Annotated in this window: 25 protein-coding genes; 12 read left to right on the forward strand and 13 right to left on the reverse strand. The window is 58.1% G+C overall.

Annotated features, from left to right (window positions below):
• The first annotated feature begins 151 nt into the window (after positions 1-151).
• The gene (locus NW805_RS10490; RefSeq protein WP_414422446.1) at positions 152-1651 is read left to right on the forward strand and encodes a S41 family peptidase; all 1500 of its coding nucleotides are present in this window, start codon (positions 152-154) and stop codon (positions 1649-1651) included.
• A 211-nt stretch (positions 1652-1862) separates the two neighbouring features.
• Complete coding sequence (locus NW805_RS10495; protein ID WP_011431751.1) at positions 1863-3212, forward strand: adenylosuccinate synthase; 1350 nt, start codon at positions 1863-1865, stop codon at positions 3210-3212.
• 278 nt (positions 3213-3490) lie between these two features.
• Here the strand turns inward: NW805_RS10495 and NW805_RS10500 are convergent, their stop codons facing one another.
• Positions 3491-4090, reverse strand: a complete 600-nt coding sequence (locus tag NW805_RS10500) for a pseudouridine synthase (protein ID WP_414422447.1) — start codon at positions 4088-4090, stop codon at positions 3491-3493.
• A 147-nt stretch (positions 4091-4237) separates the two neighbouring features.
• Here NW805_RS10500 and NW805_RS10505 point away from each other — a divergent pair, with 147 nt between their 5' ends.
• Entirely contained in the window at positions 4238-4651 is a 414-nt protein-coding gene (locus tag NW805_RS10505; RefSeq protein WP_414422448.1) for a hypothetical protein, read from the forward strand.
• 66 nt (positions 4652-4717) lie between these two features.
• On the opposite strand, the gene NW805_RS10510 is transcribed toward NW805_RS10505, so the two are convergent.
• The 8 genes from NW805_RS10510 to NW805_RS10545 all read right to left on the reverse strand — a co-directional run bounded on the left by NW805_RS10510 (position 4718) and on the right by NW805_RS10545 (position 13515).
• Positions 4718-7270, reverse strand: a complete 2553-nt coding sequence (locus NW805_RS10510) for a glycoside hydrolase family 10 protein (RefSeq protein WP_414422449.1) — start codon at positions 7268-7270, stop codon at positions 4718-4720.
• 246 nt (positions 7271-7516) lie between these two features.
• Entirely contained in the window at positions 7517-7891 is a 375-nt protein-coding gene (locus NW805_RS10515) for an RNA-guided endonuclease InsQ/TnpB family protein (protein ID WP_414422460.1), read from the reverse strand.
• Positions 7892-7971: 80 nt separating this feature from the next.
• A complete protein-coding gene (locus NW805_RS10520) occupies positions 7972-8673 on the reverse strand; it encodes an RNA-guided endonuclease InsQ/TnpB family protein (protein ID WP_414422450.1) in 702 nt (233 codons plus the stop codon).
• 280 nt (positions 8674-8953) lie between these two features.
• The gene (hisD, locus tag NW805_RS10525) at positions 8954-10267 is read right to left on the reverse strand and encodes a histidinol dehydrogenase (protein ID WP_414422451.1); all 1314 of its coding nucleotides are present in this window, start codon (positions 10265-10267) and stop codon (positions 8954-8956) included.
• A 233-nt stretch (positions 10268-10500) separates the two neighbouring features.
• Positions 10501-11244 carry a hypothetical protein gene (locus NW805_RS10530; protein ID WP_414343014.1) on the reverse strand — a complete coding sequence of 248 codons (744 nt, stop codon included), beginning with the start codon at positions 11242-11244 and terminating at the stop codon, positions 10501-10503.
• A 109-nt stretch (positions 11245-11353) separates the two neighbouring features.
• Positions 11354-12538, reverse strand: coding sequence for an LL-diaminopimelate aminotransferase (locus tag NW805_RS10535; protein WP_414422452.1), 1185 nt, complete (start codon positions 12536-12538; stop codon positions 11354-11356).
• Positions 12539-12587: 49 nt separating this feature from the next.
• Positions 12588-13172, reverse strand: coding sequence for a TolB family protein (locus tag NW805_RS10540; protein WP_414328852.1), 585 nt, complete (start codon positions 13170-13172; stop codon positions 12588-12590).
• Between the two features lie 58 nt (positions 13173-13230).
• Positions 13231-13515: a DUF427 domain-containing protein gene (locus NW805_RS10545; protein WP_414328853.1), complete on the reverse strand. Its 285-nt coding sequence runs from the start codon at positions 13513-13515 to the stop codon at positions 13231-13233.
• 238 nt (positions 13516-13753) lie between these two features.
• On the opposite strand from NW805_RS10545, the gene NW805_RS10550 reads away from it, so the two are divergent.
• From NW805_RS10550 to NW805_RS10590, 9 genes are all read left to right on the forward strand, one after another.
• Positions 13754-15163 (forward strand): DUF697 domain-containing protein, encoded by a 1410-nt coding sequence (locus NW805_RS10550; protein WP_414356311.1) that lies wholly within the window; start codon positions 13754-13756, stop codon positions 15161-15163.
• Between the two features lie 48 nt (positions 15164-15211).
• Complete coding sequence (locus tag NW805_RS10555; RefSeq protein WP_414387909.1) at positions 15212-15976, forward strand: peptidase; 765 nt, start codon at positions 15212-15214, stop codon at positions 15974-15976.
• Positions 15977-16028: 52 nt separating this feature from the next.
• A complete protein-coding gene (glyQ, locus tag NW805_RS10560; RefSeq protein WP_414422453.1) occupies positions 16029-17015 on the forward strand; it encodes a glycine--tRNA ligase subunit alpha in 987 nt (328 codons plus the stop codon).
• 150 nt (positions 17016-17165) lie between these two features.
• Positions 17166-17693 carry an NYN domain-containing protein gene (locus NW805_RS10565; protein WP_011431737.1) on the forward strand — a complete coding sequence of 176 codons (528 nt, stop codon included), beginning with the start codon at positions 17166-17168 and terminating at the stop codon, positions 17691-17693.
• Between the two features lie 329 nt (positions 17694-18022).
• Positions 18023-19834, forward strand: a complete 1812-nt coding sequence (gene lepA, locus NW805_RS10570) for a translation elongation factor 4 (protein WP_414328663.1) — start codon at positions 18023-18025, stop codon at positions 19832-19834.
• Positions 19827-20462, forward strand: a complete 636-nt coding sequence (yqeK, locus tag NW805_RS10575; protein ID WP_414422454.1) for a bis(5'-nucleosyl)-tetraphosphatase (symmetrical) YqeK — start codon at positions 19827-19829, stop codon at positions 20460-20462. Before lepA ends, yqeK begins: the two co-directional genes overlap by 8 nt.
• A 12-nt stretch (positions 20463-20474) precedes the next feature.
• The gene (rsfS, locus tag NW805_RS10580) at positions 20475-20846 is read left to right on the forward strand and encodes a ribosome silencing factor (RefSeq protein WP_011431734.1); all 372 of its coding nucleotides are present in this window, start codon (positions 20475-20477) and stop codon (positions 20844-20846) included.
• A gap of 596 nt (positions 20847-21442) precedes the next feature.
• On the forward strand, positions 21443-21763 hold the full coding sequence (locus tag NW805_RS10585) for a hypothetical protein (protein WP_011431733.1): 321 nt from the start codon (positions 21443-21445) through the stop codon (positions 21761-21763).
• Positions 21764-21820: 57 nt separating this feature from the next.
• Entirely contained in the window at positions 21821-22732 is a 912-nt protein-coding gene (locus NW805_RS10590; protein WP_414422461.1) for a histone deacetylase, read from the forward strand.
• Here NW805_RS10590 and NW805_RS10595 read toward each other — a convergent pair.
• From NW805_RS10595 to NW805_RS10610, 4 genes are all read right to left on the reverse strand, one after another.
• Positions 22729-23880, reverse strand: coding sequence for an NAD-dependent epimerase/dehydratase family protein (locus NW805_RS10595; protein WP_414373485.1), 1152 nt, complete (start codon positions 23878-23880; stop codon positions 22729-22731). The genes NW805_RS10590 and NW805_RS10595 overlap by 4 nt on opposite strands.
• A 92-nt stretch (positions 23881-23972) precedes the next feature.
• Positions 23973-24911, reverse strand: a complete 939-nt coding sequence (locus NW805_RS10600; RefSeq protein WP_414382989.1) for a spermidine synthase — start codon at positions 24909-24911, stop codon at positions 23973-23975.
• Between the two features lie 119 nt (positions 24912-25030).
• A complete protein-coding gene (gene speD, locus NW805_RS10605; RefSeq protein WP_414342990.1) occupies positions 25031-25489 on the reverse strand; it encodes an adenosylmethionine decarboxylase in 459 nt (152 codons plus the stop codon).
• Between the two features lie 96 nt (positions 25490-25585).
• Positions 25586-26739: RNA-guided endonuclease InsQ/TnpB family protein (locus NW805_RS10610; protein WP_414422455.1), on the reverse strand; the 1154-nt coding region annotated here is incomplete at its 5' end.

The raw sequence follows: 26739 nt of genomic DNA on the forward strand, positions 1-26739 counted from the left end.
TTCTGGCTGAGGGCATTTCCTTCAAAAGCAAGGGGGCGCAGCCCCTAGTGTTCCAAGTCGCAAAAAATAGATATCTACCACTGCTGGCAGTGGCAAAGGGGAGCGTTTAGGGTTTATCCTATTCGCAACATCTGCAAGAGGGCAGGCTGCCATGAAGGGATTTGCGCGCGTACTTGGGGCTTGGGGGATCCTCACCCTGATCGCCGGGATCTCGCCCGGCAGCGCTGTGGGCCAATCGGCCTTGCCTCCTGTGCCCATCATGCCCTCGGATCCCCAAGGTTCGTTTCCCGATCCAGGGATCCCGGCAGCCCCTTCCCCTCCCCGTGAGCCGGTCGGGCTGGATCTCCGCCATCTGGTGGGATTGTTCATCAACGAGTCCTTGGGTGCAGGCAACCAAGCTGCCGCAGTCAGTTACAACGACCTCTACACCCGCCTGTTGGCCCGAAGCTACGGGGATCCCCGCCCCCCCATTGAGGTGGAGTACGAGTTCATTCAAGAGATCCTGCGGGAGTATGGGGATCCCGCCGATCGTTTCTGGGATCCGCAAGCTTTTAAGGACTTGCTCAACCGTCCTCGTCCTCCCGTACAAGCCCGCGGGATCGGCCCGCGCCAGGTTTACTTGGCTGTGCCGGATCTCACCCCAGCCACGGCTCAGCAAATCCGCCAAACCCTCCACACCCAAGACTACAGCCAGGGCATTGTCCTCGACCTGCGCGGCTCGGTGGGCTACGACCCCCAAGTGGTAGCAGATGTGGCGCGCCTGTTTTTGCCCCGCTCCGTCCAGCCGCTGCTGATTACCGAAGACCGATTCGGGCAGCCCACCCTCTGGAACAGCGAAAATCTGCCCATTGCCGCCGGGATCCCGTTGGCCGTTCTGGTGGATGGCAACACCCGCCAGGGGTCCACCCTCCTGGCTGCCCAGTTGGGAGCCAGCGGCAGCACCCTCATTTTGGGGCAGCCCACCCAGGGCAGCGAACGACAAACCCGCTTCTTTGCCCTTCCCTCCGGCGCGGCGGTGGAACTGGCCGTGGCCACCTGGAAAACAGGGGATGGTCGCTCTTTGGAGCGAGGTTTAGTGCCTTTGCAGACGGTGGAAGGAGATGACAATGCTTGGCTGAATGCCGGCCTGCAAGCGCTGGCCTTGCCCCCACGGCGACCCACCCTGCCCCCACGGCCTACCGTGCTGGTGCAAGAGGGCCGAGTTGGCCGCTTTGAGCTGGGCATGGATACCCGCAACGTCGATACCCACCTGCTGGGCAATGTCGATCAGATCCCAGCAGCCTCCGGAGCTAATGTGTTTCAGCCCAACAGCGACTTGAAGATCTTTTACCTACAAGACTACATCCTCTTCACCTACCGTCATCCGGGCATTGTGGATAGCTTTTTCGCCAACCGCATCTACACCACCCACCCGGAAGCCATGACCGGCGAAGGGATCCGCATTGGTTCCACCTACTCAGAAGTGATCGCCGTTTACGGCGGGCCCGGCGAGAACGGCTACAACGAGGTGGTACCCTATCCCAAGGGAAGCCGAGAATATCTGCGCGACGACCGCTACTACGTCAACTACGATGCCCTGGGCCTGGCCTTTGCCTTTGAGGTGGGATCCAACCAGGTCACGGCCATTGGCCTGTTCAAGCCGGGGAGCTGAAGGCGAGGGCAACTGGGGAATCTCTGTTGGCTTGCCAGAGGGTTCGGGGATCCCGCCCATCTCCACGTTGTCCCCTGCCGGAGAAAAGTTAATCGATTGTTAATCTTTTTGTCCTGATCTCTCAACATCGCCCGGAGCGATGCGGTAGATTAGTGCAGCAACCCCCGCAAAGGGGATTTTTTGTGCCATCTACGGACTGTAGGAGAAGCTCTTGGCAAACGTCGTGGTTGTCGGTGCCCAGTGGGGCGATGAAGGAAAAGGGAAGATCACCGACCTCCTCAGTGAAAAGGCCCATGTGGTCGTCCGCTATCAAGGTGGGGTGAATGCAGGGCATACCCTGGTGGTGGGGGGCCAAACCTTCAAGCTACACTTGATCCCCTCTGGCATTCTCTACCCCGACAAACGCTGCATCATCGCCAGCGGCACGGTGATCGATCCCGAGGTTCTGCTGGCCGAGATCGACCAACTGCATCAATTGGGCATTTCCACCGACAACCTGTTCATTGCCGAAACGGCCCACGTCACCCTGCCCTACCACCGGGTCATTGACATCGCAGAAGAGGAGCGGCGTGGCATTTACCGGCTGGGCACCACCGGCCGGGGCATTGGCCCCACCTATGCCGACAAGGCCGAGCGCATGGGCATTCGCGTCGTGGACTTGATGTACCCTGACCAGCTGCGGGAGCGCCTCAGTTGGGCCATTCCCTACAAAAATGTCTTGCTGGAAAAGATCTATAACTTGCCGCCCTTGGATCCCGAGCCAATTATCGAGCAATACCTGGCCTATGCCGAGCGGCTGCGCCCCTATGTTACCGACGCTGCTCTGCTTCTCACCCAAGCCATCGAAGATCGGGAGAACATCCTGTTTGAAGGGGCTCAAGGCACCCTGTTGGATCTCGACTACGGCACCTACCCCTACGTCACCTCCTCCCATCCCATTGCCGGTGGCGCTTGTATTGGCGCTGGGATCGGCCCCACCAGCATTGACCGGGTGATCGGGGTGGCCAAAGCCTACACCACCCGCGTTGGCGAAGGCCCTTTCCCCACCGAGCTCAAAGATGAGATCGGGGCGTACCTGGGGGCAACCGGTGCTGAATTTGGCACCACCACAGGGCGACAACGGCGCTGCGGCTGGTTTGACGGGGTAATTGGGCGCTACGCGGTGCGAATCAATGGCCTAGACTGCCTGGCCATCACCAAACTGGATGTGCTGGATGGCTTGGATGAGATCAAGGTGTGCGTGGCCTACGAGTACCAGGGGCGGGAAATTCGTCACTTTCCCAGCGATGCCCGGGTTTTCGCCCAGTGCAAACCCATCTACGAAACCCTGCCGGGCTGGAAATGTTCCACCAAAGATTGCCGCTCCATCCAAGACTTGCCCCCCGAAGCCCATGATTACCTGAAGTTTTTGGCACAGTTGATGCAGGTGCCGATTGCCATTGTTTCTCTGGGGGCCAGCCGCGACCAGACGATTATCGTCGAGGATCCCATCCACGGCCCCAAGCGGGCCCTTCTCTACCCCAATGGTGGCAAGCGCGCCCACGCCCTCATGCCCGACTGAGTGGGCTCAAGAACAATTGGGAACAAGGGCAATCATAGGGCAATCATTAACAATGTAGTGATCAAATGCTCAGTAATGATCAATGTGAGTTAAGTTATGGTCATTTCAGGTTAGGGTGAAACGCCTAAGCTACGGAGAAAAGCCTTCCGGCCCTGTGCGTTCAACGTCTTAGGTGTGGATGCAGTGTCCTAGTTTATAGTCATTTAAGAGGGAATAAAACTGTTCCGTTGTCTTGCTTCCCAGCTCCTCACTGCCGAGCGAATAGGAAGCGTCTTAATCTAACTTGAAATGACTCTAATGGTTTGAGAAAAACAATATTGCCGCAGTTGGGCCAGTTCTACCTCACTGAGATCTTGCCACTGGCCAGGAGCAAGCCCCGCCAGAGAGAGGGGCCCCAGTCCAACCCGAACCAACCGCAAAGTTGGGATCCCAACAGCAGCAGTCATGCGGCGCACCTGACGATTACGACCCTCCTGCAGCGTCAGTTCCAGCCAGGTGGTGGGGATGGAGCGGCGAAAGCGAATGGGGGGATCCCGTGGCGGCAGGGTGGGTTCCTCAGCCAAGACTTTGACCTGGGCCGGGCGCGTTTTTCGCCCTTGGATGATCAGCCCCTGTTGCAGCTGTTGCAGGGCTTGGGGGGTGGGGATCCCTTCCACCTGAACCCAGTAGATGCGCTCATGGCCGAACTTGGGATCGATCAAGCGGGCATTGAGGCGACCATCATCGGTCAGCAGGAGCAGCCCTTCGCTGTCGCGATCCAGTCGCCCCACCGGATAAACCCTGGGCACCGGGATAAAAGACTGGAGGGTGGGCCGTCCCTCTCGGTCGGTGAATTGGGTGAGCACGCCATAAGGCTTGTAGAACTTGAGATAGCGCATGACACACAAAACAACAAAACTGTGAACCCAACCTTTCCAATCTTTAAGATTTGGCAGAAAGATTTGGCAGAGCGGCTTCAACGGTAAGATCAAGCCTTAAGGAGCAATATCCCTCCATCGCCAGCAGCGTTTGACGGGGCTCACCCCATGACCATAGACAACAACTTACTCTGGGTTTTGGTTGGAACAGCAGGGCTCTCTCTCCTCAGCCTGGTGTACGTGCTGGTGGATGAGGGCAACAAACGTCGCCGCTACGAACAGCAAAAGGAAAAAGAAGCTGCTCAGCCACCTGCGGTTGTTCCTGCAGAAGAAGCCGGGATCCCAGCTGCACCTCCTCCTTCTGCTCCTGAACCTGTTGCTGCTCAGCCCGCTTCAGCGCCACACACTGCTGACGGGTTCCCAGAAGCGTCGCGTAGCGATGACGAGGAGCCAGAAACCTCCCCGGAAGCGGTTCGCGCCAGCAGGACAGAGTCCTTGCCCAGCCCTGAGGACTCTGCTCTCCCCAAGGAGCCGGATGCAGGGCCTGACCCCGCAGAGGAAATGCCGAAAGATACCCCATAACAGTTTTTTTCGGTTCTGGGGAAGTTCTGGGGATAGATGGGATCCCCATCCCGCAAGAGGGGAGCTTCATGCCCTCATCAGGGTTTGCTCTCCGTAGCGCAGCATCATCTCCAAAGCCGCGAGACGGTTGCCCCAAACTTGAACTCGATAGGGGTTGCGCAGAGATTCCAGCCGCATCCAAGTGGCAAGATTGGTTTTCAAGTTGCCCAGTTGCTGACGGGCTTGTTCCAGGGCTTCCGGGGTGGGATCCGCTGCCAAGGCCGCCAGGGATCCCTGCACCCGCTCTATTTGCTCCATCCATTGGCTGTGCTCCCACAACCCCAACCGTTTCTGCTCGAGCAAAAACATCCACTCCTGCCGCAGCGCCTGGAAGCGATCCCGAACAGCCCCAAAGGGATCCCGATAGGGAATGCGAGTCGAGGCAATGGCGGAGGACCTGAGGATGGCTTCCAGCTCTGGGGTAAGCTGCCGCACCGAGAATAAAGCAAACCCCCCGGTGGGCAAATCCCGCACCACCTGCAGTTGATCCAAGAACTCGACGGGCGGCAAGTTCAACAAATTAAGGCTGGGGACGAAGAGGGTGGAGAAGCGGCTGACAATTTCCAAATTGGGCTGCACCAGTTGCGCCAAACGCCGTGTATTGCCCGCATAGGTGAGGGGGATCAACAGATCCAGCTCCCCTGCCTGGATCCACTCTTCCCAGTTCTGCTGCAGCCTTTGCAGGCGCTCCTGCTTGGGCAGAGCATAGACAGCTGCCGAGAGGATCACGCGCGGGTTGAGGGAGCGGGCGGTGCGGGCAATGGCCTCCACCACCTCGTTCACCTGCTGGGTGCGGTAGCGGGTCCACAACTGCCAGAGGGAGCGATCCCTCAAGGGATCCAACTCCAGCGGATCGACGCCGGACAACTGCTGAAACCCCTGACGAGCGGCCCGACCGAAGCCAAACACCTGGCGGCTGGCAGCGTTTTGGAAGGGATAGCGGATGTAGTCCAGGTGGATTCCGTCTACCTGGTAGTCTTGCACTAGCTCGCGGGTAAGAGCCAGGAGATAGCTGCGCACCTGCGGATTGGCTGGGTCTAGCCAGGTTTCCGGCTGCCCGCGCGGGAACAGACGGCCACGATTGTCCAGATTGGCCCAATCGGGGTGAGCCGTCAGCACCGGGCCGATGTAGTCTTGGGGCAAGCTGATCTCCGGCAGCAGATTGTGGCGGGTGTTGCCCACCGCAAGAGTCCAAATCCAAGCGTGCAATTCGAGGCCCCGCTCATGAGCCAAGCGCACCGCCGCCCGCAAGGGATCCCAGCCACGGGTGAGGGGGTTCTGTTGGGGGGCGACGCGGCTGGGATGAATGGCAAAGCCAGCATTCATCGTCTCGAAAAAGACGGTGTTGAGGCCAGCCTGAGCCAGGCGATCGAAAATCTGAGCCAGCCCTGCCTCAGAGCCTGCCTCGACAATGGTGCTCCGATCCAGCCAAATGGCCCGTACCTCAGACAAAGCCGTCAACCGATCCACCGGGTAGTGGGCCCACAGATCCGCCCGTGCCTGTTCAAAAGCCTGCCGCGCCTGCTCGTATTGCCCTGCCTCCACCCAGGCCGGTAGCTGTTGCAACACGCTGCGGGCTTGCTCCAAAATGGGCTTGTACTCGGCTGCTTCTACCCCCCCTTGAGTGGCCCGAGCCAGCAACAGGGATCCCTCTACCCGACCCAGCAAGCTCCCCAGCTCTTGGCGCATGGCCAGCAACTCCAGGGTGTTGATGGTGCTCCGCACCGCTGGCAAAGGGGATGGGGTGGCAGCAGCCTGTCTGAGGGCAGCGAAACGGCCTTGGGCCCGGCGCAGAGCCGCTTGCAACCACTCCCGATCCAACTGCGCCGTCTCCTCGGGAAACTCCCCCCAACGCCAACCCAGGTACACACTCTGGCGGCTGGCAATCACCGCATAGGCATTGTCCCCCATGTCCACCTCTTCCCAGACGGCCACCAGACGACTTTCCGGGCCGGTGGGCAAGAGGGCTCCCCCGGCAACCACAAAGTGCTCCGCACCGCTGGCGCGATCGGCCGCCTGAACGCTGCGGGCCCATGCTTCAGCAAACTCTGTCAGGCGCACAGCACTGGCCAGAGGAATATCTCCGCTCCAGTAGGCGCCAATCAGGCTGCGTAAGGGATCCCGTGCCTCAGCAGGGATTTCCAGCGGGCCGCTGACGATCAACTGACCCCCTTCCTGTTGCATCCATTCGGCGAGAGCATGGGCTTGAGCAACGGTTAGGCGATTCACGTTTGGCAAAAAGACTGTGCTGCGCCCCCGCAAACCTGCTGGCTCGATCCCGTCGATCACCTGGTAGCTGAGGCCGCTCTGCTGCAGTTGCCGCTCGATATTGGCCCAGTTCTGCCCTGGCAAGCGTACCACCGTCAGAAGGTGCTCCGCACCGTGGACAGCGCTTTGGCCCTGGGCAACCGGGGATCCCGTCCAAACCAGCAGACCCACCCAGAGGAAACCCAGACAAACTGCCAGGGGCTTGAAGGATCTTAAGATGAAGCCCCAGAAACGATCCCTCACCATCCCAGACCAGCCTGCTTGAGGACTCCGTCCCGCCAAAGGACTGGGGAACCGAACCGCCAACAGCATTGGATCTCCTTTCTTTGAAGACCATCCGTCAGGAGCGCGGATATGAACCTGCACCCGCCCAGACCATTCAACATTATTCAATTCAACAATGATGTTGGTGAGGATCCCTGCCAGTGGAAGGGGGAAATCCCCAGGCGGCGCTAGGGCAGGCGAGGGATCCCGTTGCTTGTCCAGGTTGAGAAATAGGGCTTATTTTGGAGTGTGACATACTCCCGCACTCATGCTGACGCAAAGCGCTCCGCGCCGCTAACGCGAAAAGGACGTTTCCTGCGCTTGAGGACTACGTCCCGCTGACGCGAAAAGAACGGGATGCCCCACCGCCCTGTGCTTGATGTTGATGGCCGCATGGTGGTCGCGCTCTAGTTCTAGCCCACAATGGGAACAAGAATGCCACCTGTCTTGAACCGCCTTCGGTACTCTTTGACCGCACCGAGAGCAGTTTTGACTGCTGCCGTTGGGATTCACTGCAATCGCCCTCAGCCCAGCTCTTTCAGCCTTGACTGCCAGAATTCGCAGAAATTGTCCCCACCCAGCATCATAGGTAGATTTTGCTAGTCGGGTTCTAGCAACACCTTTGATATTCAGGGCTTCGTACCCAATATGCTTGCCCTTGCTTACCAGCCAGTTCGCTGTTTTGTCATGAAAATCTTTGCGCTGAGATAGTGGTTAGTGGATAGTCACTATTCACTATCCACTGGTCACTATCCACTAGTCACTAGCCATAGGCGGTTTGACCCTTTCTTCTTGCGAGACACTGCCCGCTGCAGTCTCTTTAACCGCTTTTGGGCTCTGCGGTAATACTGGGGAACTGGAACAGACTCCCCCGCGTCGGTCACCAAAAAGGAGTCCAGTCCCACGTCGATCCCCATCGTGTTTTCCAGCGTTGCAGACTCAGGAGTAAACTCAGGGACGGACGAATCTTGCAGGCTCAAGGTCACATACCACCCGTCTGCCTTGCGGCTGATGGCAGCGGTCTTAATCACAAAGCCCTCAGGCAAAGGACGGTGCTGAATTATCCGAACAGCACCGATTTTGGGCAGATGGATAAACTGCCCGCAAATGCAGTCCTGTTGCATCGGGGGGAAACTGAAGGAGCGATACCGCCCAACTCCCTTGAATCTGGGTTTCCCTGCCCGCTTGCCGTTACAGTCGCCCTTCAGCCAGCGGTCGAATGCTTTGTGCACTCGCTCTATGCAGTTCTGGAGGACTTGCGAATGGACTGCTCTGTACTCCGGAAACAGGGCTTTCGTGCTCACCAAGTCCCGTTTCTGGGAGTAGAAATCGGGCTTGTCTTTCAGCTCAGGCAAGTGACAGATTAAGGGACAAGCATTGCTATCACAGCGATTGTGTTCCCACCACGCAAAGCGCTCTGCCAAGCGATAGTTATAGTGCTTCCGCAACAACTCTAGCTATTGCTCCATTAGAGCAACTTGGCTAGAGGTAGGGCGTAAGCGATATTGATAGGCAGTTCTCATGATGAGTTTATAAAAGTTCTCATGATGAGCGTATAAAATCCTGCTACGCCGGTCATAGCACCAGTAAGGACAAAGCATCGTGTCCTTGCCTCTCATCCCGACCCTCACCCTGGATAGTGGTGAGTGGATAGTGACTAGCCACTAGTCACTAGTCACTAACAGAGGGTGGGGCTTCCCGGCGGTCTAGCTAACTGCGACCAGGGCTTGATTAGCGCTCCTCCGCCAACCGCACCTGTACCGACTGGCCGTGGGCGGGCAACCCTTCCGCTTGTGTGAGAGCCTGAATGGCGCTGGCCACCTCCCGCAAAGCCGCTGAGCTGTATTGAATCAGACTGGAATGCTTTAGGAAAGTTTCCACCCCCAAAGCCGAGGCATAGCGGGCCGCACCGGCGGTGGGCAAGGTATGGTTGGGGCCAGCCAGGTAATCTCCTACCGCCTCCGGAGTATGGTGGCCCAAGAAAATGGCCCCCGCATGGCGAATGGGATCCAACAAAGCCCAGGGATCGGCCACCTGCAATTCCAAATGTTCTGGCGCAAACAGGTTGGACAAGGCCACCGCCGTTGACAGATCCGGCACCACCGCAATCAGACCGTAGTTCACCACCGACTTTTCCACCATCAGACGGTTGGGATGGGCCTCCATCTGGGTGGCCACCGCCTGCTGCACCTGCTGGGCCAGCTGGAGATCGGTGGTCAGAAGGATGGCCGCTGCCAAGGGATCGTGCTCGGCTTGGGCCAGCAAATCGGCAGCCACATAAAGGGGGTTGGCGCTCTCGTCGGCGATGATCAACACCTCCGATGGCCCGGCCAGCGAGTCGATCCCCACCGTGCCGTACACCAGCTTTTTGGCCAAAGTTACGTAGATGTTGCCGGGGCCGGTGATCACGTCCACCTTGGGGATGGTCTCGGTGCCGTAGGCCAAAGCCCCTATTGCCTGAGCCCCTCCAACGCGATAGATGGTGTGGATGCCTACTTCTTGGGCGGCCACCAAAATGGCCGGGCTAATCCCCTTGCCCCCCGAGCCGTCAGATCCCGGTGGCGTCACCATCACAATCTCGGGCACCCCCGCCACCTGGGCCGGGATGGCGTTCATCAACACAGTGCTGGGGTAGGCGGCCCGCCCCCCCGGAATGTATAGGCCGGCGCGATCCACAGGGCGGTATTGCTTGCCCAAGACGATCTCAGGGCCGGGAAAGCTTACCCAACTGCTGGGCACCCGCTGCCGGTGAAAAGCTTCAATGCGCTGCTTGGCCAGCCGTAGGGCTGAAAGCAATTGCGGAGACACCGCCTGGTAAGCCGCCTCCAGCTCGGCCCCAGACACCTTCAGTTCGGCAACGCTCAGCTCCACCTGGTCAAACTCAGCCGTATAGGCCAGCAGGGCCCGATCCCCCTGACGGCGTACCGCTTGCAGGATCTCCCGCACGGTTGCTTCACGGTGCAGGTTCTGGTCAGCCTGAGTGCGCTCCGAGATCCGTCTAAGCTCGGCTTCAGCCTCGGCTAGCTGGGTGACGATTCTCAGCATGGCAACTCCTTCGCATAGCGCGCCGTAACCCCATACTAACGAGGGATCCGGCGGCATCGCGGTAGCAAAGCGGATCTTTCGCTGGGTCGGCTTGCGGCGACAAGAAGGGACATCCCCAGGCAGGGATCTTGTCTGCACCTGGCGTGATCCGGGTTGAGCATGGTCATAGCTTAGCCTGGATTGTCCTCGGCCAAGCGCCGATAGCCCTACTTAGGAAAAAGCCTGCCCCTTTTTCATAGGCCCAGTTCTGTCGATTTGATCAAGTTGCGAAAATCGTGGATTACCTCTTCACAGCGACGGAAAAAAGCCAGCACCCAATCCCGTAGCACCCTTTGCTGAGATTCGTCCAGTTCCTTGAGGGATCCCCGGTAGTGGATCTGGCCGCTGCGCTCGATCTCGAACTGGTTCAGCCATTCTGCTTTGGATCCCTGGCGTTCCACCACTTCCTGCCGTGCTGCCTTCCAATAGTTGACGATCACCGCCTTGCCCAAATAGCCGGTTGTAATCTGGCAGAGACGGTTCAGAGATTGCACGAAGACATCCATCTCCATGCGCGGGCCCGCCGCAGGAGCGGAACTGGGCTGGGTAGCGTTCCGGCCTGCCTCCGCCTGGCTGGTAAATAGACGAAAGGTGGCCAAGCCCTTTGGCGTATCCTGCTGCAGCTCGGCTCGCAGGCGGTTCACGGCCAAGGTGTAAACCGGCATCACCAGCTCGTCATTCACCGCCACCAGCAGCGCCCATTCCGGCCCGAGGGGGTAAACGAAGACCCGCTGCTCGGCAAACTGAAAATCAAAATAGTCAAGTCCTGGGGGCATGGTCTGCAAAACTTGAAACAGCCCTTCGGTGAGGGCCTGTTGCTGTCGGCTATCCAAATCCTGAAAAGAGCGGTAGAAAAAAGGGCGACCTGTCCGACTCAAGAGCGCCACCCCCATCACCCCGCGGATGGACAAAAAACTGTCGAGCGTTTCCTTCTCCATGCCCACTCAACTTGGGTAACACTCTTATCCTGACTTAGATTGCCCGAGGGTGGGCGAGCACAACCAACCGAGAGCTGGATGCTCGATGTTTGGGATTGATGTTTGGGATTTAGGAAATGCACCGGGACAAAAACGCCTCGATCCGTCCCACCGCCTCCTCCAGACGGGATCCCTCGACCACCAAAGCAAAGCGGACATAGCCTTCCCCACTGGGGCCAAAGCCAGAACCCGGAGACAGGGCAACCCCTGTGGCTCTCACCAAGTCCAAACAAAACTGGGCAGAAGAGCCGCGATAAAACTCCGGCAGAGGCGCCCACAGATACATGGTGGCTTCTGGCAAGGGCACAGGCCAACCGATGCGGTGCAGAGCCGCCACAGCTATATCCCGTCGCTCTCGGTACACCTGCCGCCAGCGCTCCAAAAAACTATCGGGAACTGCCAAAGCCGCTGCTGCCCCCCGCAGAATGCCCTGGTACTGATGGAAGTCGATGGTGGATTTCACCCATCGCAGGGCTCGGATCAGCTCCCGGCTGCCAATGGCGTAGGCTACCCGGAATCCCCCCATGTGATAGGACTTGGAGAGAGAAAAAAACTCGATGGTGCGGGTTTTATCGGGATCCGCCTGCAGCGCAGAAGGGGCCACCTGGCCGTCGAAGCGCCAGTCCACATAGGGAAAATCGTGGGCCAGAACGATGTCGTACTGCTGACAAAACTGCAGGGTTTCTTGCCAAAACTCCGGGGTGACGGTGGCAGTGGTGGGGTTGTGGGGGTAGTTCAACACCAGCAGCCGCGCCTGCCGGCAGATCGCTGCCGGGATCCGATCCCAGCGGGGCAAGAAGCGGTTTTCCGCCCGCAGGGGCAGGTAGTAGGGGATCCCGCCCGCCAGATGGATCCCGCCCACGTGAGAGGGATAGGCCGGATCGGCGACCAAGGCAACATCGCCAGGATTGAGCAAAGCCAGGGGCAAGAGGGCCGTCCCCTGCTGGGATCCGATCAACGGCAGCACCTCTGTTTCCGGATCGATCTCCAGGCCGAACTTCCCCATGTACCACTTGGCGCAAGCCGTCCGAAAGTCCGCCGTGTCGTGAAACAGCGTGTAGCCATAGGTAGAGGGATCCGACAGAGCCGATTGGATGGCCGCCAAGGAGTCTGAAGGTGGGGGCAGATCGGAGGATCCCAGAGACAGATCGATCACATCCAGGCCAGAGCGACGAGCCTCTCGCTTGGCTCGATCCATTTGGTCAAACACATTGCCGCCGAGGGGCTGAAGTCGCTGGGCGAGGGGAATCGACATGCAACAACTCTTGCAAAGCAGGGGGGTCTATCCTAGCTTGAGGATCCCCTCAGGGATTGTCGTCAGCATTGGGGGAAGAAGGTGAGGTTGGACGCGTGCTGGCCGCCGGCCCCCGGTCGAAAATCTCGATGTGCCACTGTCCTTGGCCGTTGCTCTCAAAAGCGATAAACCGGCCATCGCCGCTGATGGTGGGGTTGCGCACATCTCCTGGCACCCGGCTGCTGATGTTTTCTATCCTGCGAGTTTCCCGGTCGTAGAGGAAGATCTCAGACTTGCCCAGAGCATTGGACACGTAGACGATGTAGCGGCCATCAGCGCTGATGTCGGGCGAGGTAGCCGCCACGTCGCTGGAGTTGAGGCCGGGCAGATCCACCAAGCGACGTTCCACCGTGTCGTAGAGAAAAATATCCTGGCTGCCGCTGCGGGCCGAGGAAAACACCAGGTAGCGGCCATCTCCGTTGAAAGCAGGCTCCCCATCGGGGAAGATGCTGTTGAGGCCACTGTTGGTCAGGCTGGGACGCGGGGTGCGAAAACCTGCGGGGCTGCAGCCCAACAGCACCAAGCTCAATCCGGCCAGGCCCAGCTTTCTCGCCCACCGGGCCGCGCCAAACAGGATCCGGCCATTGGTCAGCATGGCATCGCCTCTCCAACCCACTCTTCCCATCATACCCGGTTGACAAACTCGGCTCCGGCTAGGGCTCCACCTTGACACCCTTCCAGAAGGCCACATAGCCCCGGATGTTGGCCGCAGCGGGTTTGGGATCCGGGTAGTACCAGGCGGCATCTTTGTTCTCCTGGCCGTTGACCACGAGGGTGTAGTAGCTGGCCTCCCCCTTCCAGGGGCAGGTGGTGTGGGTAGAGCTGGGCTGGAAGTATTCCCGGCGCAGAGATTCCGGCGGAAAATAGATGTTGCCTTCTACGGTTTCGTAGCGGTCTGTCTCGGCCACCACTACCCCATTCCAGATAGCCCTGGGCATGGAAAACCTCCTCTTGCAAAGTTTCGGATATCGGATTTTTGAGTTGCGGATCCCGGCGGCTGAGGCCGCCTTGCTTTGAGCTTTGAGCTTAACTCTTCCCTTCCTCTTATGATCGTCTTGTATTGTCCCTTGTATTGTCCGATGAGAAGCTCTCTGTCCGGTGGGGAAGCCTGCCGATCCCGAGAGCAAAGTGGAGTCTTTTAAGGGCTGCTTCCTACCGCTATTGAGCGCTACGGCTATGGCTCGCCGCAACACCCTACAAGATGATCTCAACTACCAACAAGCCAAGCGCAGCCTGCGCCAGTGGGTGGCCCAACTGGATCTGCGCCCCCAAGAGGTCGCGGGCTTAGAAGGGGAGTTGGAGAGCTTGCAAGCGCTCTTGGACAAGCTGGAAACCGAGGTCATCCACATCGCCGCCTTTGGTCTGGTGGGGCGAGGCAAGTCTTCCCTGCTCAATGCCCTGCTGGGCGAGCCAGTCTTTGAGACGGGGCCCACCCATGGCATCACCCGTACCCAGCAAGCGGCAACTTGGAACATCAGCTGGGAAACCCGCCCCCAGTCCTCCTTCTCTGGCACATCCCTGCAGGGATCCCGCCTCCCCCCTTCCTCGGTGCAGTCGGTACAGGTCGCCCATTGGCAGGGATCCCGTCTGGAGCTGATCGACACTCCCGGCCTGGATGAAGTAGACGGCGAAGAGCGGGCGCGGCTGGCCCGAGAAGTGGCGCAGCGGGCGGATTTGATCCTGTTTGTCGTCTGCGGGGATCTGACGCGGGTGGAGTTTGAGGCCCTGGCCACCCTGCGGGAGGCGGGCAAGCCTATGCTGCTGGTGTTCAACAAGATCGACCAGTACCCAGAGGCAGATCGCCAGGCCATTTACGACAAGATCCGCAACGAACGGGTGCGGCAGCTCCTTTCCCCCGACGAGATCGTCATGGTGGCGGCCTCCCCTCGCGTACCTCGCCTGGTGCAAAGGCCGGATGGGAGCTTTGCTGCCCAGATGGAAGTGGGATCCCCGCAGGTGGATGAGCTGCGCCTGAAAATCCTGGAAGTCCTGCATCGGGAGGGGCGTTCGCTGCTGGCCTTGAATGCCCTCCTGTTTGCTGATCGGGTTAACCAGCAGGTAATTGAGCGCAAGCTGCAAACCCGTGCCCAGCAAGCCCAAGACCTCATCGCCTCAGCCGCCCGCACCAAAGCGCTGGCGGTTGCCCTCAACCCCATCACCCTGCTCGATACCTTGGGAGGGCTGGCCATCGATGTCACCCTGATCCTGCGCCTGGCCCGCCTGTACGGCTGGCCCATGAGCACTGCAGGAGCCACACAACTGCTGCAGAAGATCATCCTCAGCATGCTCAGCCTGGGCGCCGGCGAGTGGGTGGCGCTGTTGGGCCTGGGATCCCTGAAAACCTTGCTGGGGGGATTCTCTCTGGGAGCCTACGGTTCCGTGGCCCTGACGCAGGCGGTGTTGGCCGGGTTTTCCTGCTATGCCATCGGCGAGTCCGCCCGCCGCTACCTGGCCCAGGGAGCCAGTTGGGGGCCAGAGGGCCCTAAAGCCGCCATAGCCCAGATTTTGGCCGATTTGGACGAAGCCTCGATCACCGCCCGCCTGCGGGAGGAAATCCGCCACAAAATCGGATTTGCTTTCCCCTGAACCTCTACAATCGCCTCTACAATCAGAGAGCCGAGCCGCATCGTTCGCATGACCTACTGCCTTGGCATCATCACCCGCTTTGGCTTGGTGATGGCGGCAGATTCCCGCACCAACGCCGGGGTGGACTACGTCTCCACCTACCAAAAGCTGTTCGATTTTTCCGTGCCCGAAGAGCGGGTGATCTTGATCTGCACCTCCGGCAACCTGTCCATCACCCAGGGCGTTTTGACCGAAGTGCAGCGGGATCTGCGCCAACCGGAAAGTTCCAATCTCCACACCTTCCCCCATCTCTACGACGTGGCCCGCTACCTGGGATCCAAAATTCGTTACATCCAGGAGCAAGACCGACCCTGGCTGGAAAAGGACGGCATCGACGCCCAGTGCAGCCTGTTGTTGGGGGGACAGATCCGAGGCGAGGAGCCGGCCCTCTTTTTGATCTACAGCCAGGGCAACTGCATCCAGGCCACCCCGGAAACCCCTTTTTTGCAGGTGGGGGAAACCAAATACGGCAAGCCAATCTTGGATCGCACCCTCTCCTACGAAACCTCGCTAGCAGATGCGGCCAAATGCGCTCTTCTCTCCATTGACTCCACCATGAAATCCAACATCTCCGTCGGCCCCCCCATCGATTTGGTGATGGTGCAAGCGGATCAGTTCAAGGTCACCCACCGTCTGCGCCTGCGCACCGGGGATCCCTACCTGGCCAAGATGCGCAAACTGTGGGAGAGCGCCCTCAAACAAGCCTTCGACCAAATGCCCCCCATCGAGTGGGACTACTCGGATCCAGCTGATCGGGAAGAGCTGCTCGACTGAGAGGAGGAGATTGGTAGGATAGGGGTTAATCCATCTCTGCCCAACCCCTGCCATGTCAGCCCACACCTTTCAAGACTTGATCTTTCGCCTGCAACAGTTTTGGGGGGAGCAGGGCTGCTTGATCCTACAACCCTACGACCTGGAAAAAGGCGCCGGCACCATGAGCCCCCACACGTTTTTGCGCGCCTTGGGGCCGGATCCCTGGCGAGTGGCCTATGTCGAACCCTGTCGCCGCCCCACCGATGGACGCTACGGTCAAAACCCCAATCGCCTGCAGCACTATTTTCAATACCAAGTGTTGATCAAGCCCTCCCCCAATGACATTCAAGATGTGTACCTAAATAGCCTGCAAGCTTTGGGCGTGAACCCGGCAGAACACGATGTTCGCTTTGTGGAAGATGACTGGGAATCTCCCACCTTGGGGGCTTGGGGCGTGGGCTGGGAAGTGTGGCTGGACGGCATGGAAGTAACCCAGTTCACCTACTTTCAGCAGGTGGGCGGACAAGATTGTCGCCCGGTTTCTGTAGAAATTACCTATGGGCTAGAGCGCCTGGCCATGTATCTGCAGGGGGTGGATTCGGTTTTCGATCTCTGCTGGAATGAGCATCCTTCTCTGGGACGGATTACCTATGGACAAATCTATTTCCAAAATGAGGTCGAGCAATCTTATTACAACTTCGAGTATTCCGATCCGGAGATGCTACTGGAATTGTTCCGGCTCTACGAAGCCGAGGCCAAGCGTTTGATCGAAACCACCCAACAGAAACTGCAGAAACAGGTGTTGCCGGATCGGTTGGCCGTGTCTCTGCTCCTGCCCGCCTACGACTATGTGCTCAAGTGCTCCCACACCTTTAACCTGCTCGACGCTCGTGGTGTCATTGCTGTAGCCGAGCGCACCCTCTACATTGGGCGCATCCGTAACCTGGCTCGACAATTGGCGGAGCTGTACGTTAGCCAAGCCGATCGACCGGGATCCAGCTATGCCCTGCGGCAACCGGAACCCGCTTTGGTTTACAGGGGTGCCTCTCCCCAGAGTTGATTCTTGAGAAAGGGATCCCACCTTTGGCTATGATGAGAGATTGGTGTCAGCAAGGTGCTGGCTGCCCAAATGGCTCTTGTGGAAAGTCAGTGACCTCGTTTTCATCCTCTTTTTCTGACCAGTTCACCTTACTTTTTTCGGAAAAGCTTTATGTTTTACCATCATCCCGTCACTCGGGTTTCCATCTTTATTGATGGCAATAATATGTTTTATGCTCAACAGAAAAATGGCTGGTTTTTTGACCCACGCCGGGTGCTGGATTATTTTGTTAGATCACAGCCGAATGTTGAATTGGTCAACGCCTTTTGGTACACCGGCATCAAGGATCCCCATGATCAGAGGGCCTTTCGAGACGCTCTGATCAGCATGGGCTTCACTGTGCGCACCAAGATCCTCAAAGAATATCGAGATGAAGACTCCGGTCGGTACTCCCAAAAAGCAAATCTGGATATCGAAATAGTAATCGATATGTTCAACACCGTTGGCCAGTACGATAGGATCATTCTATTTAGCGGCGATGGAGATTTTGAGCGGGCCGTCGAGCTGTTGCGTTCCAAAAACACGCTGATTACAGTTGTCTCCACCGAAGGGATGATCGCCCGCGAGCTGCGCAACGCCACCGACCGCTACATCGACCTCAATGACATTCGCCCCTACATTGAGAAGTTAGACAAGTAGTGCTTTGGGCAGGGTTCTGGACTGCTTCCTCTGCCGTCAGGTCAGACCCATAGCCTCCTGGCGAGCTGGCGACAACACCGCCTAAGTTCGTTCTGGCTTTTTCCATCTTCACGGATCCCATCCCTGCCACACAAGCGGCACGTCCGTTGTACCGGGCATCGTCGGCGTTGCCGGAAAAAAGCAGTCCCGGCCAATGCGGAGGACGCTCCGGTGCCCGACAGAAGAGCTGTATCTTCTCCCCTCAGCAGCCAACTTCTGGGCAACCTTGGCTTAGGCAGAGGGCCAGACAGGCTAGCATTGTAAAAAATCTTTGCCCTGATCAGGTTTTTATGACCGGCGTTCCTGTCTCCCGTATTCGCAACTTTTCCATCATCGCCCACATCGACCACGGCAAATCCACCCTCGCCGATCGCCTCCTGCAGGAAACGGGCACCGTTTCAGCTCGCGAGATGAAGCCGCAACTGCTGGACAGCATGGAACTGGAGCGGGAACGGGGCATTACCATCAAGCTGCAAGCGGCCCGCATGAACTACCGTGCCCAAGACGGCCAAGACTACGTTTTGAACCTGATCGACACGCCAGGGCATGTGGACTTCACCTACGAAGTCTCCCGCTCCCTGGCCGCCTGTGAAGGGGCGCTGCTGGTGGTGGATGCCTCTCAAGGGGTGGAGGCCCAAACCCTGGCCAACGTCTACCTGGCCCTGGAGAACAACCTGGAAATTATTCCGGTGATCAACAAAATCGACCTGCCGGGGGCCGAGCCGGAGCGGGTGATTGCGGAGATTGAGCAGGTAATCGGCCTCGACTGCAGCGGGGCAATCCTCGCCTCTGCCAAGGTGGGTATTGGCATTCAAGAGATTCTGGAGGCCATTGTGCAGCGGGTGCCGCCCCCACGGGATACGGTGGCGGATCCCTTGCGGGCCTTGATTTTCGATAGCTATTACGACGCCTATCGCGGCGTGATCGTCTATGTGCGCATCATGGACGGGGAGGTGAAAACGGGGGACAAGATTTGCTTTATGGCCTCTGGCCGAGAATACGAGATTACCGAGCTGGGGGTGATGCGTCCCAACCAAGAGCCGGTGGATGCCCTACATGCGGGCGAGGTGGGCTACATGGCCGCCGCCATCAAGAGCGTGGAACACGCCCGTGTTGGGGATACCATCACACTGGTGAATCGCAAAGCTCCTGAGCCCCTGCCCGGCTACAAAGAAGCCAAGCCGATGGTGTTTTGTGGCCTGTTCCCCAGCAGCTCCGATCAGTACGCCGAACTCAAAGAGGCTCTGGAAAAGCTCAAGCTCAACGATGCTGCCCTGTACTTTGAGCCAGAAATTTCCAGCGCCATGGGCTTCGGCTTCCGCTGTGGTTTTCTGGGCCTGCTGCACATGGAGGTGGTGCAGGAACGCCTAGAGCGGGAGTACAATCTCGATCTGGTGATCACAGCTCCGACGGTGGTGTACCAAGTTACCCTCAACAACGGCTCTGTGATTCGGGTGGACAATCCCAGCAAGCTGCCTCCCCCCAACGAGCGCACCAGCATTGAGGAGCCGATTGTCAGGGTAGAGGTGATTCTTCCTGAGGAATTTGTCGGTACCGTGATGGAGCTGTGTGAGACCAAACGCGGCACTTTTAAAGACATGAAATATCTGGCGCAGGGTCGGACTACGCTGGTGTATGAGCTGCCCCTGGCGGAAGTGGTCACCGACTTTTTCGACCAATTGAAATCACGCACTCGTGGTTATGCCAGCATGGACTACCAAATGATTGGCTATCGCGCCGATGATTTGGTGCGTTTGGACATTTTGATCAACGGCGATGTGGTAGATTCTCTATCCACGATTGTGCATCGGGACAAAGCTTTTTATGTAGGCCGTTCTCTAGTGGCCAAGTTGCGGGAGCTGATCCCGCGCCATCAATTTGAAGTGCCCATTCAGGCGGCGATTGGCTCTAAAGTGATTGCTCGTGAAACCATACCGGCCCTGCGCAAAAACGTCTTGGCCAAATGCTACGGAGGAGACGTGACCCGCAAGCGCAAGCTTTTGGAAAAACAAAAAGAGGGGAAAAAACGCATGAAGGCGGTGGGAACGGTGGATGTGCCCCAAGAAGCGTTTATGGCCGTGCTGAAGTTGCAGAATGACTAGGGCCATGGGCACTCAACTGCAGCGGGAAGCGGTGTTGGCCTGGCTACAGGAGCAGGTGTCTCCCCCTCGCCTTCGCCATATTTTGGGGGTAGAGGCGATGGCCCGGCAACTGGCGGCCCACTACGGGCTGGATGAGCAGAAAGCTGCTTGGGCAGGGCTGATGCACGACTTGGCCAAGGCTTTCCCGCCGGAGCAACTGCTGAAAAAGGTGGCTCAGGAACGGGAGTTGGATGAGATTGAGCGGGCCGAACCCCATATCCTGCATGCTGAGGTGGGATCCCTGGTGGCGCGGGAGCAGTTTCAGGTACAGGATCCGGAGATCTTGGCGGCCATTGCCAACCACACGTTGGGTCGGCCCGGCATGGATCCCCTCAGTTGTGTGGTTTTCGTGGCCGATGCCCTGGAGCCGAATCGGGGCAGCAACCCAGAATTGGAGCGGTTGCGGCAGATGGCTTTTGTAGATTTGTCTAAAACCGTAGTGGGAGTATGTGACTTGAGCCTAAAATTTTTGCTAGATCGGAATCAGGTGATTCATCCGCGCACACTCATGACTCGGAATCACTTTTTGTTACATCCTTTAGAAAAAGCTGTGTCTCAAGTTAGCTCAGTCGTTTCAGGAGGGTTTTAGTTGCTACATCTCATGCCTGCCCCCGCTGGGGATCCCATCTATTGCATGGCGCTGAGTGCAGCTCGCGCGGCAGAAGAGAAAAAAGGTGGCGATATCGTTCTGCTGGATGTATCCCAAGTCTCCACTTTGGCAGATTACTTTCTTCTGGTCAGCGGCTACTCGCTCACGCAAGTCCGCGCCATTGCCCGAGCAATTGAGGAAAAGGTTTGGGACGAGTGGAAACAAACTCCGCGCCGCATCGAAGGGCAGGAATCGGCCTCTTGGATACTGATCGACTATGCCGATCTCATTGTCCATGTGATTATGCAACAGGAAAGGGACTACTATGACCTAGAGTCTTTCTGGATCCAGGCTCAGCGAGTCGATCTGCCCATAGCAGGCTAAATCTATTTGTTTTGGATCCCTGGATTTGGCAGTTCTTCAGAGCTTGGAGCCAAGGGAAGAGTTGCTCTTTACAACTCTTTAACTGCCTTCCAGGGCCTCCTTGACAGACAGAAGTTTTAGTCAATTGTCAAGAAATATGTAAGTTTCTTAATATTCCCGCAATTTCTTACACAGTCACGTGTTAGGGTAGTGAATGACAAATAGCTGAGTAAGATCTTCCTGCCTTTTGCAGTCGAGTTTCTATAGTCTTTGTTAAACGCTCTACCTTGTTTCTCTTGAACGCTGATAATTCTTCGTTGGTACTGAATACCAGCAAAAAGATTTTCCAGCTGCTGATGGCTCCTATTGGCTGCTTTCAGCGGCAAGTGGAAAGGCAAACGAGGCGAATAGAGGAGGCAAGGATTGGCTGCACAAGAGGATCTTACGAACGAAACCGCAACTTCTTCCCGACGGCAGACTTAACTGCAACCGGCTTAAATGGTCGGCTTGTAGGCAAAATCCGGTGCCAAAAGCAGCGGAGGAAGATGGGGAAGCAGCGTTTTTTGTTTAATGTCTGTTTTTAAGAGCGACAGGGATTTTTAGGAGGGACATTCATCATGGAAAAGATGTTGGTTAATATCGTTGAGTACCTGGCATTGGGAGAACTGGAAACTATCCTCTCCACTGAGCACCCCCATCAACAGGTGTTTTATGACGCTAGGGAGCGGGAAGCGATGATGCAGCAGATCCTAAACCGGGTCCCCGCCATCTACATGTGGCTGGCCGCCGATGAGTGTCCCAGCCGCGATCAACTCAATTCCTCTGAGCTGGAATTGCTGCGGTCGGTAGTGCGGGATGTGGTCAATCAAAAACTCCAACAAGCCTCTTTTGGCCTTGACCCCTATGCGGGATCCATGTCAGAGGTCTTCTACGGATAGAGGGGGCGGGCTTAAGCTACACTGCAAAGGCGTTGCCTTAGCTTGCTGGCTTTGTCCGTGTTGCCCGTTTACTATTCTGATGTTTTCCTCAGCCACGATACCGGGCCATTTCACCCCGAGCGTCCGGCTCGCTTGCAGTCCATTGTTAAGGCGCTGCGCGGTGCCTCTTTCGCCGACCGCTTGGAATGGCGGGATCCCCCCTTGGCGGAGCTGGCAGAGCTGGAGCGAGTACACTCGCGTCGGCACATTCAACAGGTGGCTGAGTTGGCAGCAGCAGGTGGGGGACGCATCGATGCCGACACTGCTCTCTCGGGGAGAAGTTTTGAGGCAGCGCGCCTGGCTGTGGGAGCTTGGATTGCCGGCTCTGCTTCGGTTTTGGCCACCGCTCAGCCGGCTTTGGTGCTGTGCCGTCCACCTGGGCATCACGCAGAGCCGGAACGGGCAATGGGATTTTGCCTCTTCAGCAACGCGGCCATTGCGGCGCTGTGGGCGTTGGATCAGCCGGGGGTAAAGCGGGTGGCGATTTTCGATTGGGATGTTCACCACGGCAACGGCACGCAGGCGGTGGTGGAGCGCTATCCCCAACTGGCCTATGCCTCCATCCATCAGTTTCCCCTCTACCCCGGCACCGGCTCCGCTCGCGAAACCGGGATCCACGGCAACCTCTGCAACGTGCCTTTGCCTGCCGGCTCGGATTGGTTGGCCTACAAAAAGGCCCTCGACGAGAAGATCTTGCCGTTCTTGCAAGCGTTCCAGCCGGATTTGCTGCTGGTGAGCGCCGGCTTCGACTGTGCCAAAGGGGATCCCCTGGCCGGTATGCAGCTAGAGCCGGAAGCCTTTGGCCGCATGGCCCGCCTTTGCCTGGAGCAGGTGACCCGCAAAACCCTCTTCGGCTTGGAAGGCGGCTATAACCTGGACAACCTGGCGCGCGGCTGGCTGAGCCTAGCCCAAGCTTGCCTGGAGAGTTAACCTTTCCACTTCACCTTGGGTAAAATCTGCCGCACATCCACCCGATCCTTGTACTTGAGAGCAAAGTTGAGCAGCGAATCCAAGAGGGAATCGGACAGATAGTGGGGCTGGAGGCCCAGGTCTAGGAGCTTGGTGTTTTTGGCGTTGTAGTAGTGCTCTTCCAGCTCGACGCGGGGGTTCTCCAGGTGGTTGATTTCCACCTTCAGGCCCATGGTGGCTCCCGCCTTTTGCACCAGCAACGCCAGTTGCTCAACACTAAATTGCTCTGTGAACTGGTTCATCACCCGGAATTGGCCCGGCTCGGCAGGGTGAGCAATGGCCAGCTCCACGCAGCGCACCGTGTCGCGGATATCCAGGAAACCGCGGGTCTGGCCGCCCTTGCCATACACTGTCAGCGGATGGCCCACGGCCGCTTGAATGCAGAAGCGGTTCAGAGCTGTGCCGAATACGCCATCGTAATCGAGACGGTTGATCAGCACCTCGTCCATGCCGGTTTCTTCTGTGAGCACGCCGTATACCACCCCTTGGTTGAGGTCGGTGGCCCGCAGGCCCCAGACGCGGCAGGCGAAGTGGATGTTGTGGCTGTCGTGTACTTTGGAGAGGTGATACATGGATCCCGGCTGCTTGGGGTAGGGCAGGGTATCCTTGCGGCCATTGTGCTCGATGGTGATGTACCCCTCCTCGATGTCGATGTTGGGGGTGCCGTACTCGCCCATGGTGCCCAGCTTCACCAGGTGGCAATCGGGAAATTCCTCCTTGATGGCGTAGAGGATGTTCAAGGTGCCCACCACGTTGTTCACCTGGGTCATTACCGCGTGTTCGCGGCTGATCATCGAGTAAGGGGCAGAGCGCTGCTCGCCAAAGTGAACAATGGCATCCGGCGGGAAGCGGCGCATGCAGGAGATCAGGGCTTCGTAGTTGGTAACGTCGCAGACAAAGATGGGAATGTCCTTGCCGGTTAGCCCCTTCCAGCGATCCACCCGTTGCTCTAGCTGGGCAATGGGGGTCAGGGTAGAAACCCCCAGTTGCAGATCCCAGAGGCGGCGGACGTAGGAATCGAGAATGGCCACCTCATAACCCCTGTTGGATAGGTGCAGGGCTGTCGCCCAGCCACAGTATCCGTCACCACCAATAACCAGGACTTTCATCAGGGAAGCAAAATTCGGCTGCTCACGAATCTACCAAGTTATGGCACCAAAGACAAACTCTCCTGGGATCCCTTTGAGCGCTGCATGGCTCCTCATTCAATGCGAGGCGGGTTGTCCAGGGTATAAACCGTGGTCTCGGCGGCAATGGCACGGCGCAGGTGAGCTGGGACTTGGTAGAGGCCCAGAAGGGTGATGCCATCGATGAATTGCAGTGCCCCTCGCTCGGGATCCAACTGTTGGCTCAGAATCTGGTCGATCTGCTCCGGTTCTGGCCTGGGGGAGATGGGATCCTGAGCTGCCAGGGCAAAACCCAGTGGGCCACCGTAGGTGGGGGCATAGATGGCGTAGGGCTGCACAGCGGCAAACACCGTTTTCAGGGTGCGAACAATGCGGGTGTGCTGGGGCAGCTCAACCGGACCCGTCGGCCCGGCTTGGATGGTGAAAGCCCCATCTGGCTGCAACTTGGAGCGGATCTGGCGGAAAAACTCCTGGGTGAAGAGGCGGTAGGCAGGGCCGGACTCAATGGGATCGGAAAGATCGGAAAGGATCACATCCCAAATGGGGCCTGTTTCCTGGAGAAAATCCAAGGCATCGGCAATCACCACCTCCACCCGCGGATCTTCAAAGGATCCCTGGTGCATTTCCGGCAGGTGCTCTCGGCAGGCTGCCACCACCTCCCCATCGATGTCCACCATCACCACCTGCTCCACCGAGCGCCAACGCAGCACCTCCCGCAGCGTTGCCCCTTCTGCCCCCCCCAACACCAGTACCCGCCGGGGGATCCCGCCCGCTTGGACAACCTGCACCATAGCCGGATGAACCAAAGCCTCGTGGTACAGAAACTCATCCACGGTAGTGGATTGCCAATGCCCATCCAGCATCAGACCCTTGCCGAAGGCCCCCGTCTCGGCGATCAGCATCTCCTGGAAAGGGGTTTTTCGGTAGGCCAAGATGCGCGTGACGGCACGGGCGGTGTAGTCCCAAGGGGTAAAGTACTCCTGAACCCAGAAGAAACTTCTCGGGCTGCTCATAAGCACCTCGCTACAGCTTTTTCCAGCAACATAGACTGACCTCTGGGGTGAATCGGATCCCACCCAGCCTACAGATGGCCCCCATGACAGTTTGGAAAAAGCTGCGATTGGCGAGGATCTCAGCGCCTTCGTCGGCTCGCTTCACAGGTGAGCACCTCAGCCGAGTCTGGGGCCTCTTCCAGGAGTGTCGGTTGCGCGGTGCGGCGGGGCACCTTGCGCAGGGAATATCGTCGCGCTTGAAACACGTCGATCAGATATTCACAGGCCGCTTCCGGTCGGGTGTGGCGACCACAGGTGAACACATCCACCGCCGCGTAGCCCGCTTCGGGCCAGGTGTGAATGGAGATGTGGGATTCCCCCAAAAGAGCGAGGGCTGTAATCCCCTGCGGCTCAAATGGATGGCACAGCTCTCCCAGAAAGGTGGAGTTGGAGCGTCTCGCTGCCTCCCGCAAAGCCTGTTGCACCAGAGAGGCATCATCCAAAAGTTTGGCCGGGCAGTCGTAAAGCTCCAGGATACAGTGGATCCCGATCAGAGCTGGAGACCTATCCCCTAATTGGCCAGATAGTGTGTGCAGCATACTATCCCCTAATTGGCCAGATAGAACTGATTAGAACCAGAGGCTGCACAGAAAGCGCAGCTTTACCATTATCTCACAATTTACATACTCCCCTGCCTAAAGGCAGGGGATTCTGGTTCCTGGTTCCACGACAGCACTTACCATGTCAGGTTGCCCCTCCACGGCAGAGGTGCTCGTCTCCCCAGGCGTTCCCTCTTTCGAGGCAGTTCCCCAATGCCCTTGGGTACTGTTGTTCCACTCCTCACCCAACAACTCCAGCCCTTTGCGCAGGATGTTGATGGCCGCATTCTCATCTCGGTCAATCACCGCCCCACACCGCGGGCAGCGGTGAGTGCGAGTGGACAGCGTCTTCTTCACCCGATGGTCACACTGAGAACAGTCCTGCGAGGTGTACTGGGGCGGCACGGCCACCACCACCTTGTTGAAGACCTTCCCGTAGTAGTCGAGCCACCCGGTGAATAAGCTCCAGCTCGCATCGTGAATCGACTTGGCCAAGTGGTGATTCCGCACCAAGTTACGCACCTGCAAGTCCTCGTACGCCACGACGTCGTGAGACGCCACCACGCACCGGGCCAACTTGATGACCCAGTCTCTACGCTGGCGCTGAACCTTCAGGTGCACCTTGCCCAGCCGATTCCTTTGCTTGTGGTAGTTCTTGGATTGGGGTCTGGCCCCTCTCTGAAACTTCCGGCTGAGCCTGCGCTGCTCTCGCTTCAACCTCCTTTCGGCACGACGCAAGAATTTTGGGCACTCTACCTTGTGGCCGTGGCTGTCGGTGTAGAAGTGCGTCAAGCCCATATCCAGCCCCACCACCTGGCCGGTGTACTCCACCTGCTCACGACGGTCTACGTCCAGGCAGAACTGGGCGTAATACCCATCGGCCCTGCGTATGACCCGCACCCGGTTGATTTTCAGGGTGAGGATGTCTCGCCGTGCCTCGCCGTTGCAGTAGAGAGCAAAGGTGCCCGCATGGAAGCCGTCCGTGAAGGTGATGGACATGCCGTCAGGAGACAGCTTCCAGCCAGACTGCTTGTACTCCACGGAGCGACAGTGTTTCTGAAACTTGGGATAGCCCTTCCGGGCTGCCTTCTCCCTGCAGCGGCGGTAGAAGTTGGAGATGGCAAACCAGGCTCGCTCGGCACTGGCTTGCCGGGCAGAGGAGTTCAGCTTCTGGGCGAAGGGGAACTCTCTGGCCAAGTCCTTGCAGAGGGAGTACAACGTGGCCCTGTTCACCCCCTGATGATCCATCC

Source organism: Synechococcus sp. W60.1 (assembly GCF_047461575.1).
Classification (GTDB): Bacteria; Cyanobacteriota; Cyanobacteriia; order Thermostichales; family Thermostichaceae; genus Thermostichus.

Bases quoted from the DNA above. Each gene is read 5' to 3' on its own strand.
- NW805_RS10490 (WP_414422446.1), top strand. From the start codon at position 152: ATGAAGGGATTTGCGCGCGTACTTGGGGCTTGGGGGATCCTCACCCTG.
- NW805_RS10500 (WP_414422447.1), bottom strand. From the start codon at position 4,090: ATGCGCTATCTCAAGTTCTACAAGCCTTATGGCGTGCTCACCCAATTC.
- NW805_RS10505 (WP_414422448.1), top strand. From the start codon at position 4,238: ATGACCATAGACAACAACTTACTCTGGGTTTTGGTTGGAACAGCAGGG.
- NW805_RS10510 (WP_414422449.1), bottom strand. From the start codon at position 7,270: ATGCTGTTGGCGGTTCGGTTCCCCAGTCCTTTGGCGGGACGGAGTCCT.
- hisD (WP_414422451.1), bottom strand. From the start codon at position 10,267: ATGCTGAGAATCGTCACCCAGCTAGCCGAGGCTGAAGCCGAGCTTAGA.
- NW805_RS10530 (WP_414343014.1), bottom strand. From the start codon at position 11,244: ATGGAGAAGGAAACGCTCGACAGTTTTTTGTCCATCCGCGGGGTGATG.
- NW805_RS10535 (WP_414422452.1), bottom strand. From the start codon at position 12,538: ATGTCGATTCCCCTCGCCCAGCGACTTCAGCCCCTCGGCGGCAATGTG.
- NW805_RS10540 (WP_414328852.1), bottom strand. From the start codon at position 13,172: ATGCTGACCAATGGCCGGATCCTGTTTGGCGCGGCCCGGTGGGCGAGA.
- NW805_RS10545 (WP_414328853.1), bottom strand. From the start codon at position 13,515: ATGCCCAGGGCTATCTGGAATGGGGTAGTGGTGGCCGAGACAGACCGC.
- NW805_RS10550 (WP_414356311.1), top strand. From the start codon at position 13,754: ATGGCTCGCCGCAACACCCTACAAGATGATCTCAACTACCAACAAGCC.
- NW805_RS10555 (WP_414387909.1), top strand. From the start codon at position 15,212: ATGACCTACTGCCTTGGCATCATCACCCGCTTTGGCTTGGTGATGGCG.
- glyQ (WP_414422453.1), top strand. From the start codon at position 16,029: ATGTCAGCCCACACCTTTCAAGACTTGATCTTTCGCCTGCAACAGTTT.
- NW805_RS10565 (WP_011431737.1), top strand. From the start codon at position 17,166: ATGTTTTACCATCATCCCGTCACTCGGGTTTCCATCTTTATTGATGGC.
- lepA (WP_414328663.1), top strand. From the start codon at position 18,023: ATGACCGGCGTTCCTGTCTCCCGTATTCGCAACTTTTCCATCATCGCC.
- yqeK (WP_414422454.1), top strand. From the start codon at position 19,827: ATGACTAGGGCCATGGGCACTCAACTGCAGCGGGAAGCGGTGTTGGCC.
- rsfS (WP_011431734.1), top strand. From the start codon at position 20,475: ATGCCTGCCCCCGCTGGGGATCCCATCTATTGCATGGCGCTGAGTGCA.
- NW805_RS10585 (WP_011431733.1), top strand. From the start codon at position 21,443: ATGGAAAAGATGTTGGTTAATATCGTTGAGTACCTGGCATTGGGAGAA.
- NW805_RS10595 (WP_414373485.1), bottom strand. From the start codon at position 23,880: ATGAAAGTCCTGGTTATTGGTGGTGACGGATACTGTGGCTGGGCGACA.
- NW805_RS10600 (WP_414382989.1), bottom strand. From the start codon at position 24,911: ATGAGCAGCCCGAGAAGTTTCTTCTGGGTTCAGGAGTACTTTACCCCT.
- speD (WP_414342990.1), bottom strand. From the start codon at position 25,489: ATGCTGCACACACTATCTGGCCAATTAGGGGATAGGTCTCCAGCTCTG.